At 40.3% G+C, this 21,196-nt stretch carries 14 protein-coding genes; 9 read left to right on the plus strand and 5 right to left on the minus strand.

The window, feature by feature from the left end; genetic code table 11:
- Positions 1-82 precede the first annotated feature (82 nt).
- From ODU41_RS02080 to ODU41_RS02090, 3 genes are all read right to left on the minus strand, one after another.
- Positions 83-391, minus strand: coding sequence for a DUF1827 family protein (locus ODU41_RS02080; RefSeq protein WP_002938710.1), 309 nt, complete (start codon positions 389-391; stop codon positions 83-85).
- Between the two features lie 54 nt (positions 392-445).
- Entirely contained in the window at positions 446-907 is a 462-nt protein-coding gene (locus tag ODU41_RS02085; protein WP_002938708.1) for an NUDIX hydrolase, read from the minus strand.
- 185 nt (positions 908-1,092) lie between these two features.
- A complete protein-coding gene (locus tag ODU41_RS02090; RefSeq protein WP_015646546.1) occupies positions 1,093-3,321 on the minus strand; it encodes an ATP-dependent Clp protease ATP-binding subunit in 2,229 nt (742 codons plus the stop codon).
- A 223-nt stretch (positions 3,322-3,544) separates the two neighbouring features.
- On the opposite strand from ODU41_RS02090, the gene ODU41_RS02095 reads away from it, so the two are divergent.
- The 7 genes from ODU41_RS02095 (at position 3,545) to ODU41_RS02125 (ending at position 13,425) form a co-directional block, all read left to right on the plus strand.
- Positions 3,545-3,775 (plus strand): DUF1797 family protein, encoded by a 231-nt coding sequence (locus tag ODU41_RS02095; protein WP_002938704.1) that lies wholly within the window; start codon positions 3,545-3,547, stop codon positions 3,773-3,775.
- Positions 3,776-3,900: 125 nt separating this feature from the next.
- Positions 3,901-4,590 (plus strand): amino acid ABC transporter permease, encoded by a 690-nt coding sequence (locus tag ODU41_RS02100; protein ID WP_002938702.1) that lies wholly within the window; start codon positions 3,901-3,903, stop codon positions 4,588-4,590.
- Positions 4,583-5,317 carry an amino acid ABC transporter ATP-binding protein gene (locus ODU41_RS02105; protein ID WP_002943067.1) on the plus strand — a complete coding sequence of 245 codons (735 nt, stop codon included), beginning with the start codon at positions 4,583-4,585 and terminating at the stop codon, positions 5,315-5,317. Before ODU41_RS02100 ends, ODU41_RS02105 begins: the two co-directional genes overlap by 8 nt.
- A 233-nt stretch (positions 5,318-5,550) precedes the next feature.
- Positions 5,551-6,399 carry a bifunctional methylenetetrahydrofolate dehydrogenase/methenyltetrahydrofolate cyclohydrolase gene (locus ODU41_RS02110; protein WP_024385039.1) on the plus strand — a complete coding sequence of 283 codons (849 nt, stop codon included), beginning with the start codon at positions 5,551-5,553 and terminating at the stop codon, positions 6,397-6,399.
- Between the two features lie 242 nt (positions 6,400-6,641).
- Complete coding sequence (locus ODU41_RS02115; RefSeq protein ID WP_398578595.1) at positions 6,642-8,819, plus strand: YSIRK-type signal peptide-containing protein; 2,178 nt, start codon at positions 6,642-6,644, stop codon at positions 8,817-8,819.
- Positions 8,820-8,980: 161 nt separating this feature from the next.
- Positions 8,981-9,526: a hypothetical protein gene (locus ODU41_RS02120; protein WP_074391563.1), complete on the plus strand. Its 546-nt coding sequence runs from the start codon at positions 8,981-8,983 to the stop codon at positions 9,524-9,526.
- Positions 9,527-9,819: 293 nt separating this feature from the next.
- On the plus strand, positions 9,820-13,425 hold the full coding sequence (locus ODU41_RS02125) for a KxYKxGKxW signal peptide domain-containing protein (RefSeq protein ID WP_398578596.1): 3,606 nt from the start codon (positions 9,820-9,822) through the stop codon (positions 13,423-13,425).
- Positions 13,426-13,689: 264 nt separating this feature from the next.
- Here ODU41_RS02125 and ODU41_RS02130 read toward each other — a convergent pair whose 3' ends face one another.
- Positions 13,690-14,397: a hypothetical protein gene (locus tag ODU41_RS02130; RefSeq protein WP_044682202.1), complete on the minus strand. Its 708-nt coding sequence runs from the start codon at positions 14,395-14,397 to the stop codon at positions 13,690-13,692.
- A 1,630-nt stretch (positions 14,398-16,027) separates the two neighbouring features.
- On the opposite strand from ODU41_RS02130, the gene ODU41_RS02135 reads away from it, so the two are divergent.
- Together ODU41_RS02135 and ODU41_RS02140 are read left to right on the plus strand one after the other, a co-directional pair.
- Positions 16,028-18,007: a M13 family metallopeptidase gene (locus tag ODU41_RS02135; RefSeq protein ID WP_029171951.1), complete on the plus strand. Its 1,980-nt coding sequence runs from the start codon at positions 16,028-16,030 to the stop codon at positions 18,005-18,007.
- A 134-nt stretch (positions 18,008-18,141) separates the two neighbouring features.
- Entirely contained in the window at positions 18,142-19,551 is a 1,410-nt protein-coding gene (locus tag ODU41_RS02140) for a collagen binding domain-containing protein (RefSeq protein WP_141591216.1), read from the plus strand.
- A gap of 781 nt (positions 19,552-20,332) precedes the next feature.
- Here ODU41_RS02140 and ODU41_RS02145 read toward each other — a convergent pair.
- Positions 20,333-21,040, minus strand: coding sequence for a CPBP family intramembrane glutamic endopeptidase (locus tag ODU41_RS02145; protein ID WP_029694000.1), 708 nt, complete (start codon positions 21,038-21,040; stop codon positions 20,333-20,335).
- Between the last annotated feature and the right edge of the window lie 156 nt (positions 21,041-21,196).

Raw genomic sequence — 21,196 nt, forward strand, 5'->3', positions numbered from 1 at the left:
CAGTTCTATCTTCGGCTTCGTTTCCTAGGCTACTTTTGATTTTCATTGAGTATAAATAGAAAAAAAGAAGCCATCTGGCTTCTTACACTTCTGCGATAATGGGAATAGACATTTCAATCAAACGGTCTGTGTGAATCGTTTGAATGGCAGCCTTGTTAATAGTTCGTTCATCAATTTTTCGATGAAGGAAGAAATCACGAATTTGCTCGATTTCATTTTGTTGTACTGCACGGTATTTATTACTAATCAAGAGTTCATAATGACGGGGTGCCTGTGTGAAAATAACGTCTGTATTACCTGCAGAATAAGTCTCTACTAGGAAAGCATCAGTATTAGCCAACTGGCTTTGGACAAGATTGGGATGACTATTTGTCGTGTTAATGATTTTCATGTGGAACCTCCTCTATCTCTTTGGCTACATTATAGCACGATTAGAGTGTTTTTACTAGTTATTGAATGAATTTTCTTGCAATTTCCATTGTTCAATGCCCCATTTGTGACTACCACGTTTGAGTTTATCGATGGCTTCATTGACTGGGAACCAAGCAATATGGTTGAAATCTTCTAGTGGTTGTCCTATTTGATGGTAGCTAGTTACTTCATAGATGTAGGCTGGATTATAGAAATGGGTATCGCGGTGGCTAGAGTAGAAGTATTCGTCAGCCTGACCAAAGTATTTTCCGATTTCAGCGGTGAATCCAAGCTCTTCCATCAATTCGCGCTCCAAGGCAATGAGGTGATTTTCTCCCTTTTCAATTTCTCCACCAGGAAGAAACCAAGCTCCGTTTGGTGCTTGAACGAGTATAATCTGTTCTTTCTTTTCATCTGGGATAACTGCGTAAACACCAAAGCGACTCTGGTAGCTGACGCCAGCCTTCTTTTCTCCAAATACAGCAATTTTCTCCATAGGCAATTCTATCCTCTTTCATTATTGGAATGAGTTGTATACATTATACCACTTTTTTATTATTTTTCCTTGTGATAGGCTTTACAAAGTAAAGTTTTTTTATAGGATGGAGATGGGGAAGAATTTAGAAAAATAGAGTAGCAAAACAGTAAAATAGGCTACTCGTAGAGAGCAGCTCTATTTTCTTATTTTGTCTTTGTTTGTGCCTTGATTTGAATTGTACCTTTACTTGACATGACAGCACGTAGGTCTTTTTCTGCTGGATGTTCTAAGTAGAAGTCGGTGATAGCATCTTCAATCTGATCTTGGATCGTTCTGCGTAGTGGACGAGCTCCCATCTTTGGATCGTAGCCAAGGTCCACTAATTTCTCCTTAACTTTATCTGTTACATGGAGGCTGATGCCATTGTGAGAAAGGCGTTTGTTTACATCGTCTAGCATAAGGCTGACGATTTCAAGTAGATTTTCCTTGCTCAGTGGTTGGAACTCAATAATACCGTCAAATCGGTTCATAAATTCAGGTGTGAAGAAATTGCTAAGTTGGCCAAGGACTGATTGAGTCCGCCCTTCCATAGCCGCACCAAAACCGACACTTGCTTCAACTTTTCCAGTACCAGCATTTGATGTCATGATGATAATGGTATCTTTGAAGCTGACTGTCCGACCTTGTCCATCTGTCAGACGACCATCGTCTAAGACCTGAAGGAACATGTGCATGACATCTGGGTGGGCTTTTTCAACTTCGTCAAGGAGGATGAGTGAGTAAGGATTACGACGGACTTTTTCTGTCAATTGTCCAGCCTCCTCATAGCCTACATAGCCTGGAGGAGCTCCGACGAGTTTAGCGACAGCGTGTTTTTCCATGTATTCGGACATGTCGAAGCGGATCATGCTGTCAGCCGAACCGAAGAGTTCGATAGCTAATTGCTTAGACAATTCGGTTTTACCGACACCTGTTGGTCCGACAAAGAGGAAGGATCCAATGGGACGATTTGGAGCACCGAGACCGACACGATTACGGCGGATGGCTTTAGCTATCTTGTCAACTGCTTCATCTTGTCCGATAACATGAGCTTTTAAGTCACTAGCGAGGTTCACAAGCTGGGACTGTTCCTTTTCTTTTAAATCACCAACTGGGATATTTGTTTTTTGCTCAACGATGGCTTCAATTTCTTTTTCAGTAATGAGTGGAATATCTTCTTCGCTGATAGTTGCCTTTTGCATCTCCTTGTACTTAGCAATTTGGTCACGGAAATAGGCTGCTTTTTCATAGTCCTCATCCCGTGTAGCTTGTGCTTTACGATTTTCGGCATCAATCAGGCGTTGGTCAATTTCCTTTGGATCAATAAAGTTGAGGGTCAAATTCATTTTTGAACCAGCTTCATCCAGAAGGTCAATAGCCTTGTCTGGTAGGAAACGGTCTTGAATGTAGCGATTGGACAGTACTGCGGCAGCTTCGATAGCAGCATCGGAGTATTTAACATGATGGTAATCCTGGTATTTATTTTGGATACCTTTGAGGATGGTAATGGTTTCTTCGACACTTGGTTCTTCAACTTTTACAGGTTGCATACGGCGTTCTAGGGCGGCATCTTTTTCGATAATACGGTACTCGTTGAGCGTTGTTGCACCGACTAGTTGCATTTCACCACGTGCGAGGGCTGGTTTGAGGATATTGCCAGCATCCATGTTGCCATCGCCTGCAGAACCAGCACCGACAATTTCGTGAATCTCGTCAATAAAAAGAATGATTTCGCGACGATTACGGATTTCTTCCATGAGTTTTTGCATGCGTTCTTCAAATTGTCCGCGGATACCTGTTCCTTGTACGAGGCTGACAACATCCAGACGAATGACTTCCTTGTCTCGTAATTTCTGTGGCACATCGCCATCGACAATTTTTTGAGCCAAGCCTTCAACAACCGCTGTTTTACCTACTCCAGGCTCACCGATAAGAACAGGGTTATTTTTTGTACGACGGTTGAGAATTTCGATGACACGGGTAATTTCTTGATCGCGACCGATTACTGGATCAATATCCCCACGACGGGCAATTTCGGTAACGTTGATACCAAATTCTTCAAGGAGCCCATTTGGTTGTTGGGGTTGTTGCGGAGGAGGGGTCTGTCCACCACGTCCATTATGCCCACCGGCTTGAGTGGGAGGAGTCTGTTCGCGATTTTTTCCAGCAGGGGTATTGCCAGGATAGCCACCTAGGTGATTGAAGAATTCACTAAAGGGATCCATATTGTTAGGATTTGTTAAATCTCCCAACCCACGTAGGATGGCATTATTAGGGTCTGTTTTCATGATTTGGTAGCAGTTGTGACAGAGGTCTACCTGCTGCTGTTTACCGTTTAAGTTGGTGTAGAGATGGATCGTTGCGTCGTTGATATTACAATTTTTGCAGAGCATAATTCTACCTCTTTCTGTGAAAAAATGTGACCTATTGTTAAATAGTCAAAAAAGGTCAGTTCTAGCTTTATTATAACAAGATTCATAGAAAAATCAAGAAACTGCTACGCTTGGAAAAACTTTCTATGAAAAATAGGGCGATAGGAAGAAAATAGGGAAAAAATAAGACTTTTTTGGCAATATGTGGTAAAATATTCCTATAAAAAGGATTAGGAGAACGAATATGGAATCACATTTGGTGAGAATTATCAATCGTCTGGAAGCTATGGCTAATGACGGCGGTACGTTGAAACGTAATTTCGAACGTGATGGTATTGTTGTTGCAGAAGTGGCTTATAGCTATGACGAGGAAAATGGTTCAGTATTTACCTTGCGTGATGTTGCTGCTCGTGAAACGTACGCGTTTGACAGCATCGACCTGATTGCAATGGAAATCTATGAGCTATTGTACTAAGAAGAAGTGAGAGGCACCTAAGGGTGCTTTTTTCTTGTGTAAATTGAATATTATAAACAAAAGTATTGCATAAATATTCAAAAATGGTATAATAGACTCTAAATGACAGAATTGGAGTAAGATGAATGAATTTTTCTTTTTTGCCTGAGTATTGGGCTTATTTTAATTATGGGGCAATTGTTACCCTCATTATTGCATTTTTCTCAGTATTTTTTGGTAGTATTTTAGGTGTGTTGCTTGCCTTTGCTCAGCGTAGTAAGTATAAAGTTTTAGCTTGGACTGCCAATATCTATGTCTGGATTTTCCGTGGGACACCGATGATTGTCCAGATTATGATTGCTTTTGCGATGACACATTTTGTAGCACCAACTTTTCAGCTAGGAATTTTGACGGTTGATTTGACGCGCTTGATTCCAGGTATCATTGTTATTTCGATGAACTCGGGTGCCTATGTATCTGAAACTGTTCGTGCAGGTATTAATGCTGTACCAAAAGGACAGCTGGAAGCAGCTTATTCGCTTGGTATTAGACCAAAGCAGGCGATGCGTTACGTTATCATGCCGCAGGCTATCAAGAATATTCTTCCAGCCTTGGGAAATGAATTCGTGACTATTGTTAAGGATAGCTCACTTTTGTCAACCATCGGTGTGATGGAATTATGGAACGGTGCTCAGACAGTTCAATCCACTTCTTATATTCCTTTAACACCACTTGTATTTGCAGCGAGCTATTATCTAATTATGACAACGGTGCTAACAGTGATTATTCAGTCGTTTGAGAAAAAGTTGAACAAGGGAGGGCAGTTCCATGTCTAATGCGATTATTTCTATCAAGGATTTACATAAGTACTTCGGAAAGAATGAAGTTCTAAAAGGAATTGATTTAGATATTCAACAAGGTCAGGTGGTCGTTATTATCGGTCCATCAGGGTCAGGGAAATCGACTTTCTTACGTACAATGAACCTCTTAGAAGTGCCAACCAAGGGAACTGTTACATTTGAAGGTGTTGATATTACTGACAAGTCAAATGATATTTTCAAGATGCGTGAAAAGATGGGAATGGTTTTTCAACAGTTCAATCTTTTTCCAAATATGACGGTATTAGATAATATTACTTTATCACCTATTAAGACAAAGGGAATTGCAAAGGATGAGGCTGAGAAGAAGGCTAAGGAATTACTTGAAAAGGTAGGATTGCCAGATAAGGCAAATGCCTATCCACAAAGCCTTTCAGGTGGTCAGCAACAACGGATCGCTATTGCACGTGGTCTGGCCATGGACCCAGATGTCCTACTTTTTGATGAACCGACCTCTGCACTAGACCCTGAAATGGTTGGTGAAGTTCTTGCTGTTATGCAGGATTTGGCTAAGTCAGGGATGACCATGGTTATCGTGACTCATGAGATGGGATTTGCGCGTGAGGTAGCTGACAGGGTTATCTTTATGGATGGTGGTGTCATCGTGGAGGATGGAACGCCTGAAGAAGTCTTTGAACATACCAAGGAAGAACGGACTAAGGATTTCTTGTCTAAGGTCTTGTAATATAGTCATTTAGTTTTTCTTTTATTACTTCGTTAACTCGCTTTGCCGTACTCCAGTACTGTCTGCAGCTCGTTGCCTAGTACTAAAAGTAAACTAAAAGACTATAAATGAACAAATAAGTACGACTCCGATATTGTTCGGAGTTTTTTGCTACATGCTATATTCTACTTTGTACAAGTATAGTCAGTCGGAGAATTTTAGGGTATAATAGAAAAAACAAAAGGAGTGTAGGTATGACAGTCATTGATGGGAAAGCACTAGGTGTAAAAATGCAGGCTGCCTTGGCGGAGAAAACTGCTCGATTAAAAGAAGAAAAGGGTTTGGTACCAGGTCTTGTAGTTATTTTAGTTGGCGAAAATCCTGCTAGTCAGGTTTATGTACGGAATAAGGAGCGGTCAGCTCTAGCTGCTGGATTCAAGAGTGAGGTTGTTCGCGTTCCAGATACGATTTCTGAGTCAGACTTGTTGGATTTGATTGAGCGCTATAATCAGGATGATGAATGGCATGGTATTTTGGTGCAATTGCCCTTACCAGCCCACATCAGCGAGGAGAAGGTCTTGTTGGCTATTGACCCAGATAAGGATGTGGATGGTTTTCATCCGACTAACATGGGGAAATTCTGGTCAGGTCATCCTGTCATGATTCCATCTACTCCAGCAGGAATTATGGAAATGTTCAAGGAATATCAGATTGAGCTGGAAGGGAAGTCTGCTTTAGTTATTGGTCGTTCTAATATTGTTGGTAAACCGATGGCACAGCTGCTATTGGATGCCAATGCTACTGTAACGATTGCACATTCTCGTACCAAAAACTTGCCAGATCTTGCTCGTCAGGCCGATATTCTTGTTGTTGCCATTGGTCGTGGTCATTTTGTGACCAAGGAATTTGTTAAGCCAGGTGCCGTGGTAATTGATGTTGGTATGAATCGTGATGAAAATGGCAAGCTAATCGGTGATGTCAAATATGATGAAGTATCAGAAGTAGCAAGTTATATTACCCCAGTTCCAGGTGGTGTTGGTCCGATGACTATTACCATGTTGATGGAACAGACCTATGAAGCTTGTGTCAGAAGTGCAAAATAATTATCTGAAATATCAGCTATGTGGTGTAGCTGGTATTTTTTATTTTGGGAGTGGGAAGACGAAATCAGAGAAGTGCTACTGGTCTTGAGCCAAGCTTCGTTTTGAGGTTTATTCTTGGGAATGAGCATGGGCAGATTAGATAAAAAACAAACGAAACATAATACTATGTGAGATTGGTTTTCTATAATTAGAGTAGGCACTGTGTGTGTTGAGTATTAAATGATAGAAAACAAGGAGAAAAAATGAATAGACAGACTGAAATTTTTTCGTTGAGAAAGAGTAAGGTTGGATTAGCTTCTGTTATGATTGCGCTTATGTGGTTTGGAACAGGTGTTGGAGCAGTTGCAAAAGCTGATGAAACAGCTATTATGAGTACAGAAATCGAAGCCAAGGTAAGGGAAACGCCACTTGCTATTGAAGAAGAGCTGGTAGAAGATTCGGATAGAAAAACAGAAAAGGAAGAAGCTACTGAGGTAGAAGTGAAACCGACGGATGCTAGTCTTCCTGACAGCGAGAACAAGGCTAAAGAAAGCATCTTGAAAATCGATCCTGTCCATGCTGGTGACAAGCAAATTTCAGGTCAGACTATTCCTGGAGGATATGTATTTATTTCTGTGGATGGTGAAGCGATTACTTCCATTGATAATAGTCTAGAAGCGGATGAAGAAGGTAAGTTTAAACATTCTTTAGAGAAGCCATTGGGCTATAACCAAGTGGTTGAGATTAGTTCATTTCCGAAAGAATCTGAAGAAGAGTCTGAGGGCGAAGGTGAAGAACTGATTGAAACTGTCAAAACTGAGCGTCATCCAGATGCCTATAAAATTCCGACTGAACGACTAGAGAAGACAGAAGATGGGCAACACCAAGTTCTGGTGGAACCAATTTTGGAACATGCCAATAAGGTCATTGGGCATACCTCTGTTAAGGGATTTGTTTATCTGTCTATAAATGGAAGTTTTGTATCGGATAAGACGCCAATCAATGAAGATGGGCGATTTGAGGTGACTTTTTCTGACAGTTTAGCAGGCTCGAAATTTAAGGCGAATGACAAACTAGTTTTATCATTTATTTCTGAGGATAATCGTCCAGTTATTACAAATCATATTGTTATTCCGTGGGAAAAAACAGATAGCCCTTCACAGATAATGGTGAAGCCACTTTCAAGTGATAATTCCGTTTTGGAGGGGCAGACGGTGCCGTTTGGTCAAGTACAATTATATAATGTTGCTACTTTTGAATTTTTGGAAGAAGCAATTGCTGATAAGACAGGGAACTTTAAAGTTACCTTACCGAAATTGCAACCAGGAGAGCAATATTACCGCTTGGTGTACAATCAGCAAGGAGAAGTTGAATCAATTTATATTGACACGGTAGATGGTCCAAGCAAACAATTAGATAAGGCTGTTATTGCCCCCTTGGTGACATATTTACAAGAGGTAGATATGGATGAGGCAACCTTTGAAAATCCGATTGTTGTCCCTACTTTGCACAATAAGAAAGACTATATCGTTGGTAGAACACTGTTTCCACATGCCTATGTTCGGATGGTTTCATCAATTGAAGGTAAGGTATACCCGCCTGTCCAAGTTGATGAATTAGGTTTTTTCGGTTTTCAAATTCAAGATTTGCAACTCCCCTTTGAAAAAGGAGAGAAAATTCGTTTTGAGATTTTAGATCCAAAGACAAATATTTTGTTGGCTTCAAAAGAGGTAGTCGTCGGTCAATATTTAGAAGATGAGGATGAGAGTGACTTGCCATTCCAAGTGGACGAAGTGACAACTGATCACGGCTATATTAGTGGAAAAATTGTCCCAGGAGTGACAGTAGAATTGGTATCGACACATAAGGCTGAAGAAATGCTTGCTCGGACAACCGCTGATGCCACAGGTCAGTTTGTATTTGATTTAGGAAATCGAGTATTAAAAGAGGGAGAAACTCTGTCATTCAGGGCTTTTGACCAAGATGGGAATCAGATGGCCTGGGAGGTTGTGACAGTACAAAAAGGAAAAGGGAAGCGGATTAGTAAACCAGCGCCCCTCATCAGAAAAAATGATGCCATCATAGATGAAGTCAAGACAAATGATATGAAGAAACCAAATTCTTCTCAGTCCCCATCAATGAGTTTGTCACGAGAGAATCAGCAGATGGATGTTGTTCAGGAGAAAGTGAGCTTGGAGTCGAAGGGGCATCAAGAAAAAATGGGGACCAAGGAAGAGAAGGTAGCTCCATCAAAAAAATCTGAAGCTAAGGAAGAAGACAAGCAAAGAAAAGAGGATTTACACGCTGTTGTTAAGCAAAGCCAGAGCGTTTCCCTCCCAAAAACAGGTGAGAAAAATGGGATGCTTTTAGCTATTCTGGGAGCTGTCAGCTTATTCTTTACAGTTTTGATTATGAGCATCTTAAAGAAGCGTAATGATTAAATTCGATTATCGAATAGGTATTAAAATCGAGTTCGTCTTATTGGTATTTTTAGGCTATTTTTTATCTATTTTTTGAAAAAAACGTCTTTTCATAAATTGTATTTTTGTTATAATAAAACCGTACATTGGTACGGAAAAGAAAAATTTAAAGGAGTATTTTTATGTCAACATTAAAATTAGGTGCAGTAACCTTGTTAGCAGGACTTGCATTATTTGGAGGAGCTACTGCACAAGCAGAAACATTTACAGCTGTATCATCTGAAGCAACTGGCTTTAAAACATCAGATCCATGTCGATTTGATGGGGAGGCAGTAGAAACAAAAAATAGCTGGGGTAATTATACGTTTATCAACCACTATAGACCAGGTGGACGTGGCTCAGAAGGCGAAGTGAACAATGAGCTCGCAAAACAGATTGAAAACGGAGATTTTACATTGCAACACTCTCCAGCAACTGGCTTTAAAACATCAGATCCATATCGATTTGAAGGTGAGGAAGTAGAAACAAAAAATAGTTGGGGTGATTATACATTTATCAACCACTATAGACCAGGTGGACGTGGCTCAGAAGGTGAAGTGAATAATGAGCTTGCAAAACAGATTGAAAATGGAGATTTTACATTGCAACACTCTCCAGCAGGTGGATTTAAGACGTCAGATCCATGCTTAGTAGATGAGTACGGATTCGGACAAATTAAGATTCTGTAAAATTTTAGTATTTACAAATAAGATACGAGGCTATTCTTCTATTTTATTTGTATGGTTTATAATAATTTAAGTCAGAACAATTAAGAGAAAAGTCATCAAAAATGATGGCTTTTTTTATCGTGAAAAGTTTGAGGGAGAAAGGTAAAACGTTCGTATTTTTTGGATATTTTTTATCTATTTTTTGCTGTAAGAGGCTTTTTACGGGATATTTTTTTGATAAAATTATCCAGTACAAATGAATGACGTACGTTTTTTAAGAATGTGAAAAAATAAGTAGAGAGGTATATTCACAGATGTCAAATAATTTTTTCAAATTTCAAGGCCGTTTTAGGATGTGGAAATCAGGGAAACGATGGCTATATGCAGGTGCCATTGTCACGTTAGCTTCGGTTGGTCTAGTCGTAGGCGGAAATAAAATTCTAAGACCGGGTGGAAATGCAAATGAGCAACGATTGTCTATTGTTGAGAATAGCAGGATGGAGCAGCAAACCGAGGGAGAAAATTCAGCATTAAGTGGTCGGAATACTAGGACATTACCGGGTTCAGAAGGAGGAAATCGAAGCCCTCAAAATTCAGAATCGAGCGTTTATCATCAAGAAAGTGAAAATAGAAATTCTCAATTAGCGGGTGAAGGGGGAACTAGTCAGCAATTAGGACAGAATGGCAATGCTGGAATGCATCGCTTATTAGGTAGTAGTGGCGATAATAGTGGTCCACTTTCCAGCGATTCTGGCTTAGGGGGTCGTACACCTAATCCGCTTCCAGGTGCTAGTGGTGAAAGTCAAGTGCCGAATTTAAGTGGTAATAATGGTGACCATCAACTTCCAGGTGCCAGTGGTGAAAGCCACGTACCGAATTTAAGTGGTAATAATGATGGCCATCAACTTCCAGGTGCCAGTGGTGAAACCCACTTGCCAAATTTAAGCGGCAATAATGGCAATCGTCCTCTTCCAGGTGCCAGTGGTGAAACCCACTTGCCAAATTTAAGTGGTAATAATGGTGACCATCAACTTCCAGGTGAAAGTGGTGAAACCCAGCTCCCAGACTTAAGAGGTGATAATGGTGACCGTCAACTTCCAGGTGAAAGTGGTGAAGGTCAAGTGCCTAACTTAAGCGGCAATAATGGTGGTCTTCAACTTCCAGGTGAAAGTGGTGAAACCCAGCTCCCAGGCTTAAGTGGTAATAATGGAGGCCATCAACTTCCCGGTAAAAGCGGCGAAAGCCAAGTGCCTAACTTAAGCGGTAATAATGGTGACCGTCCCCTTCCCGGTGCTAGTGGTGAAAGTCAAGTGCCTAACTTAAGCGGTAATAATGGTGACCGTCCCCTTCCCGGTGCTAGTGGCGAAAGCCAAGCGCCTAACTTAAGCGGCAATAATGGCGATCGTCCTCTTCCAGGTGAAAGTGGTGAAAGCCAAGTGCCGAATTTAAGCGGTAATACTGGCGATCATCAACTTCCCGGTGCTAGTGGTGAAAGTCAAGTGCCGAATTTAAGCGGTAATAATGGTCATCGTCCTCTTCCAGGTGCTAGTGGCGAAACCCAGCTCCCAGACTTAAGCGGTAATAATGGTGGTCTTCAACTTCCAGGTGCTAGTGGCGAAAGTCAAGTGCCTAACTTAAGCGGTGATAATGGTGACCGTCCCCTTCCAGGCGAAAGTGGTGAAAGTCAAGTGCCTAACTTAAGTGGTAATAATGGAGGCCATCAACTTCCAGGTGCTAGTGGCGAAAGCCAGCTTCCAGACTTAAGAGGTGATAATAGCGACCGTCAACTTCCAGGTAAAAGTGGTGAAAGCCAAGTGCCTAACTTAAGTGGTGATAATGGCAATCGTCCTCTTCCAGGCGAAAGTGGCGAAAGTCAAGTGCCTAACTTAAGCGGTGATAATGGTGACCGTCACCTTCCAGGCGAAAGTGGTGAAAGTCACTTTCCAAATTTAAGCGGTAATAATGGTCATCGTCCTCTTCCAGGCGAAAGTGGTGAAACCCACTTACCAAATTTAAGTGGCAATAATGGTGGCCATCAACTTCCAGGTGAAAGTGGCGAAAGCCAAGTGCCTAACTTAAGCAGTAATAATGGCGGTCTTCAACTTCCCGGTGAAAGTGGTGAAAGCCAGCTCCCAGACTTAAGCGGCAATAGTGGTGGCCTTCCTCTTCCAGGCGAAAGTGGTGAAACCCACTTGCCAAATTTAAGTGGCAATAATGGTGGCCATCAACTTCCAGGTGAAAGTGGCGAAAGCCAAGTGCCTAACTTAAGTGGCAATAATGGCGATCGTCCTCTCCCAGGTTCGGAGGGAGACAATCGTGGACCGAAATTAAGTGAATCTAGTTCAGAAGAGGGATGGAAAACAGGCTATGAAATAGGTTATTTAGATGGTTATAGAGGGTTTGGAAAAGCTCCTATTCCAGATCCGGACTATGAGAGAGGTTACTTTGAAGGGCGACTTGCACGAAAACAGTCCCATCTAGAAGGTCGTAATAGTCATCCACTTCCCGGCAAGGAAGGTGAGACTGTCGTCCCCGGCGATTCCGGCTTAGGTAGCCGCAATCATAGTCCGCTCCCAGGCGAAAGTGGTGAAAGCCAGCTCCCAGGCTTAAGCGGCAATAATGGCGATCGTCCTCTTCCAGGTGAAAGTGGCGAAAGTCACGTGCCGAATTTTAGTGGTAATAATAGTGACCGTCCCCTTCCAGGTGCCAGTGGTGAAACCCACTTGCCAAATTTAAGTGGTAATAATGGTGGTCTTCACCTTCCAGGCGAAAGTGGTGAAAGCCACGTGCCAAATTTAAGTGGTAATAATGGCGATCGTCTTCTTCCAGGTGCTAGTGGCGAATCCCAGCTCCCAGACTTAAGCGGTAATAATGGTGGTATTCAACTTCCCGGTGAAAGTGGCGAAAGTCAAGTGCCTAACTTAAGCGGTGATAATGGCGGTCATCCACTTCCGGGTGAAAGTGGTGAAAACCACTTGCCGAATTTAAGCGGTAATAATGGCGGTCATCAACTTCCAGGCGAAAGTGGTGAAAGCCAGCTCCCAGGCTTAAGCGGTGATAATGGTGACCGTCAACTTCCAGGTGCTAGTGGTGAAAGCCAGCTCCCAGGCTTAAGCGGTGATAATGGTGACCGTCAACTTCCAGGTGCTAGTGGTGAAAGTCAAGTGCCGAACTTAAGTGGCAATAATGGTTATCGTCCACTTCCAGGTGAAAGTGGTGAAAGTCAGCTCCCAGACTTAAGTGGCAATAATTTGGACCGTCAACTTCCAGGTGAAAGTGGCGAAAGTCAAGTGCCAAATTTAAGCGGTAATAATGGCGGTCATCAACTTCCAGGTGCTAGCGGCGAAAGCCACGTGCCTAACTTAAGCGGTAATAATGGTTATCGTCCACTTCCAGGTGAAAGTGGTGAAAACCACTTGCCAAATTTAAGTGGTAATAATGGTGGTCATCAACTTCCAGGTGTTAGTGGCGAAAGCCACGTGCCTAACTTAAGCGGTAACAATGGTCATCGTCCACTTCCAGGCGAAAGTGGTGAAAGCCACGTGCCTAACTTAAGCGGTAACAATGGTCATCGTCCTCTTCCAGGCGAAAGTGGTGAAAGCCACGTGCCAAATTTAAGTGGTAATAATGGCGATCGTCTTCTTCCAGGTGCTAGTGGCGAAAGCCAGCTCCCAGACTTAAGAGGTGATAATGGCGGTCATCAACTTCCGGGTGAAAGTGGTGAAAAGCACTTGCCTAACTTAAGCGGTAACAATGGTCATCGTCCCCTTCCAGGCGAAAGTGGTGAAACCCAGCTCCCAGACGAAAGTAGTAATGATGATTGGCCATCATTTGTTGAACTTGGATATGAGCACGGACGCGTAGATTATAACAACGGTAGTTTTATCGAGTGGGAAATCGGTTGGAGGATTGAACTGTAATCTACATCCGAAAACCCATCTTGGTTTGAATACTTCCTAAAATGACATATAGAAAAAAACACTCCTGTTGAATTCTAGTATAAAACTAGACACAGGAGTGTTTTATTGCGTGGAGTATGAAATGATTGGCATTACTGTAGACTGGTCTCAAATAAAGAAATAAAGAGAGAGCAGTTGCTCTCTCTAGTTTATACATTGTTTGATGATAAAAGGAATTTATACGTAATTTTATAAACTATGAAAAGTGAAATGGTAGTAAAAGGATTAGGATTCGTTCACCTGTGTTCGCCAGGTTGCAAGATTACGAAGGATTCTCTCATATTCTTGAATTAGGGACTGTTCAATGTGATAGTATTCAAGTTTCATAACTTGGTTGCGGAAATTATTAGCTTTTGGAGTCCAATAGCCTTTTCTTGATTCCAAGTTTTCGATTTCAGTGATACGGCTTTCCAAGTCTGCTTTTAATTCGTCTCGTAATTCATAAAACTCAGGAGTGCGACGAAGAGGAATGATGTCACCATCTAGATATGGATAGTCATCAATAGGATTTAAGCCGTGATCCTCTACTTGTGCCTTCCAAATCGCAATATCTTGAAGAATCATTTCGTATATCTGAATCAAATCATCTTTGGAACCCCAAACAAAGTCAAGCTGCTGAACTTTTACGCGTAATTCATCAGCTTGGCTTGTGACTTCGGGAGAGTAAGAAGCTCGTTTTTCCACCTCGCTAATACGGTCTTCTAAATCGGCACGTAATTCCTGAGCCAATGTTAGAGTTTCTGTTGTTTGTGGAAAGAGAAAATCGTAATATCCATTAAATTGAGCCGACTCAACAGGCATGTTAGCTGCCTGGGTGTCGGCGTGGATAGTGGCAGTTGTCCCAGCCATTCCAATCATTGTGATTAGTGCTAGGGCAGGAATTGCTTGTGCATGTAAAATAGCTACTGCTTTACTTTTAAGTTGATTCTTCATAAAGCACCTCTTTCTAAAAAAATATATAAAAGAATGGCCATTCCTCTACACACTCATCTTATCATAAACGAGAAATTTGTAGGTGGGGACAGACTATTATTTGTATACGCTTTATCTGTAAGATGATTTATTTGAAAAATTCAATCGTTGTACGATGTAGTTGGAGAATGAAGGTCTACAAAGTTTAACGTTAATGGCTGTTATTAGAGTAGCCACATAATCACGCAAAAAAGCTGGATAGAATGATAAGTGTAGGCTAGTATATTGTAAAAATGTCAAGCTGGTTTGGATGGGAAGAAAACTTTGAGAAATGACTTTACTATAAATAGTAAACACAGCGAAGTTCATATTATTTCTTACGAATAGCCAAAGGTGTTTGTGTAAGAGATGATACATATCTGTTTTTTAGGTTATATAACCCTACCCTAGTTTTTATGTAATATTTGTATATGTTTTGTTTTTTTGACATTTTTTTATGCTATACTAACTTCACGGTATCGATTAAGATAGCGAATGATGAAATTGAAAAGGAGTTATGATGGAATAAGTCATAGCAAAGCGAAATGTAATCTGAAGTGATATTGCATATACGTCATAGTTGTCCAAATATTGTCGGAACTAATTTAATATTTCTTGCTTACCTTTGGTTAAATTAGCGCCCATGACAATGGAAAGGTACTATGTATCAGATAGATCGTAGTACCGAAAAGAAGTTTTAGAGATAGTCTCAAATGGAATCATCCGTACAAATCTAGTCTCGTTCAGATGCGGCATACAAGAAAAAGTACATTGACTAGGACTCTTAATGAATCTGACATTGGTTGAAAGAAATGTTGAAATAACTTTCTCATAGCTTAGAGAGTAATTCTTATCAATCTTATAATTTTTGTCCTTCATAATTTAATAAAACTTTCTTATACACTGAAATTTCATAATCAAACAAAACTTTCACAAACTTTTTTAATTCATTAAACTATCGTAGTCCAGTAAATGATTCGCATAAACTCTAAAAACTTCTTTATTTACTATTGCCTTCTAAAATCTTTTTCAATTCATAATATAAAAACCTGTCTCTTCCTTCCTAGAGGCAGGTTTTTATATGGCTGTATTTCTGTTGCAGAAGAAAGGAAAGGGGAGTCAGTAAGGATGAATCCATCTCTTTTTTAGGCAATATAAGATTTGTATAAGCTTTTTGTATTTCTTTTGAGTTTTCCAGTTTTGAAGGGGTTTGGTGTGATATACTGAGGCTGATTCTAAGGGAAATTGAGACTCATTAGATGGTTTAGTCAGGCGCTGAAATCTATGCTGAAGTGACTGCTGACATCAGGCTGAGGAGAATTTTTGTGCAACAAGCACATGATTCGATTGAGACCTCCTATCGGCAGTTGCTAAGATGACATGGACAAACGGCTATTGGTCTCTTTTGGAAAATGTGCGAGACTTATCTTGTGTCTTACAGGATGGGGACTGCTCAGCTAAATCTAGAGATGAGGCGAAATGGACGAATAGGGATAGTCTGACTTATTTGTGCATTTATTGATAAGGAGGAGATAAGTAGACAGTGTTTATTTAAAGAAATAGTAAATTATTGACTTCATTTCAAATTTAACGAAAGGTATGTGTAATCAAGATGAATAAGACGCTTAAGTTAACTGCAGTTTCCATGTTTTCTGTGGTATTTCTAGTAGCCTGTGGAGTGGGAAAATCGACTCCGCAAGCAACACCGCAAACCGATTTTCATTCCTATATCAATGCTGAATGGTTGAAGGAAACAAAATTGGGAGAAGGTCAGGCTCAAATCGATAACTTTGCTCAAATGACAGACAGAACCCAAGAAAAAATCCGAGAAATGATTGACCAGTTGGATGAAAATTATCAGCAGTTGAAAATCGGAAGTGAGGAGAGAAAGCTGATTGACTTTTATCGTTTAGCGGCTGATTTTGAGACACGAAATAAACTAGGAATTGAACCGCTCAAACCGTTTCTAGACGAGATACAGAAAGCCTCTACAATGGATGAAGTGAGCAAGATTTTTGTTTCTATGTATGGTAAAAATATCCGAACACTCATCAATTTGAGTGTCACCCAGGATATAAAGGATAGTAATAAAAATTCTCTCTATATTGACCCTCATAAATTAAGTTTTGCGAAAGAAAACTATGAAGGGACTGATGATTTTTCAAAGAAAAGTCAGAAAGCTTTTAAAGAGTATTTACAAAAAATCTTTCATTTAATAGGGGATGATTCCAAGGAAGCCACTGCAAAGGCAGAGCTTGTATTTAACTTGGAAAAAGAGATGGCTATAGTACAGCGTCCAAAGAAAGAGGCAGATAATTTTGATGCGATGTATAATCAAAAGACCTGGGATGAGGTGAAAGCATTAGCACCGAATCTACCAATTTCAGCACTTGCTTCGGAACTGGAGCTTGAGCATGCTGCAACAATGGTGGTATCAGAACCAGATGCTCTTAAGAAATTAAATGAATTGTATCAAGAAAAGAACCTTGCAGCTCTTAAAGCTCTACTCCAATATCGTTTGATTGCCCACTACAGCAATTATTTATCAGAAGATGTTATTGAAGCTAAGGCAACTTATGAGGGGGCAATGGAAGGGACTGTAAATATTCCAAGTCATGATGAAGTTGTCGAATCTGCTGTTGATGAAAACTTTGCGGACTTGATTGGCAAACTTTATGTGAAGAATCATTTTTCAGAAGAATCTAAAGCAGATGTTCTCAAAATGGTGGAAGAAATCAAGTCAACCTATCGCGAACGTATCCAAGCAGTACAGTGGATGTCTGAGGAGACAAAAGCGCATGCCCTTAAAAAAATAGACAGTATGGGCGTTAAAATTGGTTACCCAGATCAGTGGAAAGACTATACTAATTTTAGCATCCAAGCCAAGGAGGATGGAGGTAGTTTGCTATCTAATATTGATACGATTCGGATGAGCAAATTGAAAGAAGAGTTTGCTGAGCTTAATAAGCCTTTTGATAAGACTCACTTTGGAATGCCTGCGCACACTGTCAATGCTTTTTACAGCCCATCAAACAATGAAATTGTTTTTCCAGCAGGTATTTTACAAGCACCTTTCTATGACCCATCTGCCAGTCCAGAGGCAAATCTGGGTGGAATTGGTGCTGTCATTGGACACGAGATTTCCCATGCTTTTGATAGAGCAGGCTCACAATTTGATGAAAAAGGGAACTTAGTGAACTGGTGGCAACCAGAAGACTTGGAAAAATTCAAGGCTAAGGTTCAACAAGCAGCAGATATTTATTCAAAATTGGAAGTTGCCCCAGGATACTATGTCAACGGGGAGATTTCAACGGGAGAAATTATTGCTGATTTGGGAGGAATGACAGTTGCCATTGATATTGCTAAGAAAAAAGGCTATGATACCAAGAAAGTATTCGAAGCCTACGGAAAAGTTTGGCGTGCAGTGACAACGAAAGAATTTGCAATTGCCAATATTACTGATGAACATCCACCTGCTAAATACCGTGTGAATAATATTGTGAATCAGCTGGAACAATTCTATACAGACTTCAATGTTAAAGAGGGCGATCCTATGTATGTTAAGCCTGAGGAGCGTTTGAAGGTCTGGTAGGAGTATAAAAAATACAAAATCATTTTACACTGAAAAGATCCCTTTGATGAGGAGAGCCTTGATTTAGAACAACTAATAAAGGCTCTTTTTTGAGGGGGTATATTAAAGAGTTTATATTTTAGAAGGAGACTATTATGTTATTTTCAAAACATCACACCATTCGATTTGTATCTGTTGTAGCACTTTTAACTGCTGGACTGGGCTCAATGCCTACTATTTTAGCGGAGGAAACAGATGCAGCAACCAACAAGACTGAATTGGATTTCAGAGCAAACATAGTTGACAGCAACAATACGGCATCAGGTGAAGGAAACATGCCTGATTTAGCGAATAAGCCTGAATCGGAGACCAATGTTGCGACTAATAAGGAGCACTTGAGTGGGAAGGCGATTGAGATTACCGTTCAGGATGAAGATGCAACTCCCTTATCTTCTCAATTAGTAGAATTAAAAACCTCTTCTAATGAATCCCTTGGAAGTCGCTTATCTGATCAAAACGGAAAGGTCAGCTTTACTGACAAAATCGTTGAAGGTACTTTCTATGAATACTATGTCAATGGAGAGAAAATTGGAGAGGTATTCCCAGGACAGTCTCGTTTTGCTTATCTTTCTTCAGATAAAATTGTAAAGGAAGAGGCTTCATCTTATAGCAGTAAGAAAGAAGAAACTGAAGAAAAAGGATTTACTTTTACAGCAACTATTCTCAATAAAAACGGAAAAGTATTAGCAGATAAGGAAGTCCAGATAGTGGATACCTCAACAAGAGAACATAAGGTAGTCGCTACCAATAGAACAAACGCCAAAGGACAGGCTATTTTTAATCATCTTCCCTTAAATATTAATTTGAGTGTAGTTGTAGATGGGGTTGCGCAGGGCTATACCCTCCGTGCTAATGGTAGTGAGAGTCAGTTGGGCTCTAGCTTTATTGCTGAGGGGGAGGGGACTGTTGATCCAGAATTCAGCATGACACCGTTGACAGTGGTTATTCGTAATGCAGGAGCTAATCCTGTAAGCGGGCAAGAAGTGACCTTGGTGGACAAAACAGGTCGCTCAATTGGGACGCAGCGGACGAATGCAGATGGAAAGGCTATTTTTAAAGAGGGGTTGCTTGATGGTACCTTCTATACAGTACTGGTAAATGGTAAGGTGATGTCTGAAGTCATGACAGGTATGGAACGCAGTATTTACTTGTCTAACAAGGAAATTATCAAGTCATCACCTGCGGAAAAACCTCAGATAAAGACAGAGGCCCTCATCAAAGAAAAATTTCTGTCAGACAGGGAAAAAAATCAACCAAATTCTAGCAGTAAAAAGGAAAACATGCCAGAAAAAATGGATTCCAACAAAGGTAAAGAAACAAGTAGTAATAAGATGGATACGAAAAAATCTTCTGCTACTATTGAAAAAACAGAGAAGAAAGACAATCGGGATCACAGAAAAATGCTGCCTAATACTGGGGAGAAAAATGGAATCGCGACCCTACTAGGATTTCTGCTACTTTTGGTCTTCCCATTCCTACGGAAAAAGAGTGGAAAAAATGCATAAGGTCCAGTTTGTAGCAATTTTTAGGGAAAGCTTGAACAATTCTATCGATAATAGAGTAAGCATAAACAAACAATAGATGAAACATAAATGAATTCAAGGATTCCATGATAAAATAGATTATGCAAACATATCGCCATCCATAGTATGTTTTGCACCTAAGTTGGTACATAGTAGTTGGTGTAGTCACATGATAAAGAAGATACGTGGACTACCTAACAGGAATTATGATACAATGTCTAATTTTCATCTTCATCCTTAGGAATCCAATTACTATATTTGGATAACAACCACCTCAATGCGCACGATGAGGTGGTTGTTGTTTATTTAAAGAGCGTCTGTACTGCCATGCAGAATAGATACAAACTGACTGTGAAAGCTTAGAAACTGGATAAAAGCATCAGCTGAATCGGGAGGAATTTAGCTCATTTAAAATAGTTCTATGTTTTGTCTAAGTATTCTGTGTTTCTTTTGAGTGACTTTTCTATATATCTTTTTATTGTGATATACTATTGTTGTTATCTACAGAGAAGGTAATGTGAAGTTGTTTTATGAGGGCAACTTTTTATAAGCTAAACATAATTGATTCAAAGAAAAGTCTGCTATAAGGACTGTGTTGAGCCACTATTTATATGCTGTTGACAGGACATGATATGCCATAGAGTTCTATCTTAGTGGTAGGAAATGGAGGGCTTCTGATCCCCCGCCTTTCAGACAGGTCTGAAAGCATAAATAAAACCCACATCACCTTTAGATGGTTATGTGAGTCATAAATGTGTACGTATTATATGTATATATGCCCCAGGACTGTTAGCCCGATAATATCTGCTATGGCATGAGCCAAGAAGAACGGAAGCATGTTTTGAGGTTTTATTTTTTGGTAGAGTAGATGGAAAATAATTCCAACGATTAAACCTAGTCCGATGCCAGCAACTAGACCCTGATAGGTATGGAAGCTACAACGGATAATAAGTGAGTAGAGAAATGCCCACTTAGCATGTTTTGGATTGCCCATCAGACAGATACCAAGGAAGAAAATCTCTTCGTAGAATCCATTTAGCAAGGCATAGAATATTAATGAATAGCTGGCTTTATGTACCAAGTGGAACATCGATGGTGTCGCAGGTGCGATAACTTGATGGGACACAAGCTGAAAAACATCCATACAGAGGGCTGCGACAATGAAGATGACGATAGTCTGTAGTGGAACCCACGGTGTAAAGAGAATTCGTTTTTTCCACTGTGAAAAGTCAAAATTACGCAGTAGTAAATAGAAGAGGGCAAGAGCTAACCAGACAATTTGAATGGCCACTGCCTTGCAGTTATCTAATGCTGAAAAAGTCAGATTTTCCTGTAGGGTTCTCGTTTGATCTTGTAGTGCCAGGTATTGGAGTGTGGAGTTGAAAATTCCCTCACCAAATAAAATCAGACTCAGGATGACAATATCAAACCACTTTAGAACAGTCAGTTTTTCAGAATTCAAGTTGAACATTAGTAGTCCTTTCTTTATTAATTTAATTTAGTTTAGTCTACCAAACAATTCTATACATGTTCTCTTCGAGATGTATTTTTTATCTGTTTTTTCAAGATAGTAGATATATACAACAAGAGACACAAGAATACCAATTTATTTATAGGTTTTAAAGGA

It is taken from the genome of Streptococcus sp. 2022WUSS083 (genome assembly GCF_044427155.1).
Classification (GTDB): Bacteria; Bacillota; Bacilli; order Lactobacillales; family Streptococcaceae; genus Streptococcus; species Streptococcus hashimotonensis.

Bases quoted from the DNA above. Each gene is read 5' to 3' on its own strand.
- ODU41_RS02110 (WP_024385039.1), top strand. From the start codon at position 5,551: ATGACAGTCATTGATGGGAAAGCACTAGGTGTAAAAATGCAGGCTGCC.
- ODU41_RS02140 (WP_141591216.1), top strand. From the start codon at position 18,142: ATGTTATTTTCAAAACATCACACCATTCGATTTGTATCTGTTGTAGCA.
- ODU41_RS02145 (WP_029694000.1), bottom strand. From the start codon at position 21,040: ATGTTCAACTTGAATTCTGAAAAACTGACTGTTCTAAAGTGGTTTGAT.
- ODU41_RS02090 (WP_015646546.1), bottom strand. From the start codon at position 3,321: ATGCTCTGCAAAAATTGTAATATCAACGACGCAACGATCCATCTCTAC.
- ODU41_RS02130 (WP_044682202.1), bottom strand. From the start codon at position 14,397: ATGAAGAATCAACTTAAAAGTAAAGCAGTAGCTATTTTACATGCACAA.
- ODU41_RS02105 (WP_002943067.1), top strand. From the start codon at position 4,583: ATGTCTAATGCGATTATTTCTATCAAGGATTTACATAAGTACTTCGGA.
- ODU41_RS02115 (WP_398578595.1), top strand. From the start codon at position 6,642: ATGAATAGACAGACTGAAATTTTTTCGTTGAGAAAGAGTAAGGTTGGA.
- ODU41_RS02100 (WP_002938702.1), top strand. From the start codon at position 3,901: ATGAATTTTTCTTTTTTGCCTGAGTATTGGGCTTATTTTAATTATGGG.
- ODU41_RS02080 (WP_002938710.1), bottom strand. From the start codon at position 391: ATGAAAATCATTAACACGACAAATAGTCATCCCAATCTTGTCCAAAGC.
- ODU41_RS02095 (WP_002938704.1), top strand. From the start codon at position 3,545: ATGGAATCACATTTGGTGAGAATTATCAATCGTCTGGAAGCTATGGCT.
- ODU41_RS02135 (WP_029171951.1), top strand. From the start codon at position 16,028: ATGAATAAGACGCTTAAGTTAACTGCAGTTTCCATGTTTTCTGTGGTA.
- ODU41_RS02125 (WP_398578596.1), top strand. From the start codon at position 9,820: ATGTCAAATAATTTTTTCAAATTTCAAGGCCGTTTTAGGATGTGGAAA.
- ODU41_RS02120 (WP_074391563.1), top strand. From the start codon at position 8,981: ATGTCAACATTAAAATTAGGTGCAGTAACCTTGTTAGCAGGACTTGCA.
- ODU41_RS02085 (WP_002938708.1), bottom strand. From the start codon at position 907: ATGGAGAAAATTGCTGTATTTGGAGAAAAGAAGGCTGGCGTCAGCTAC.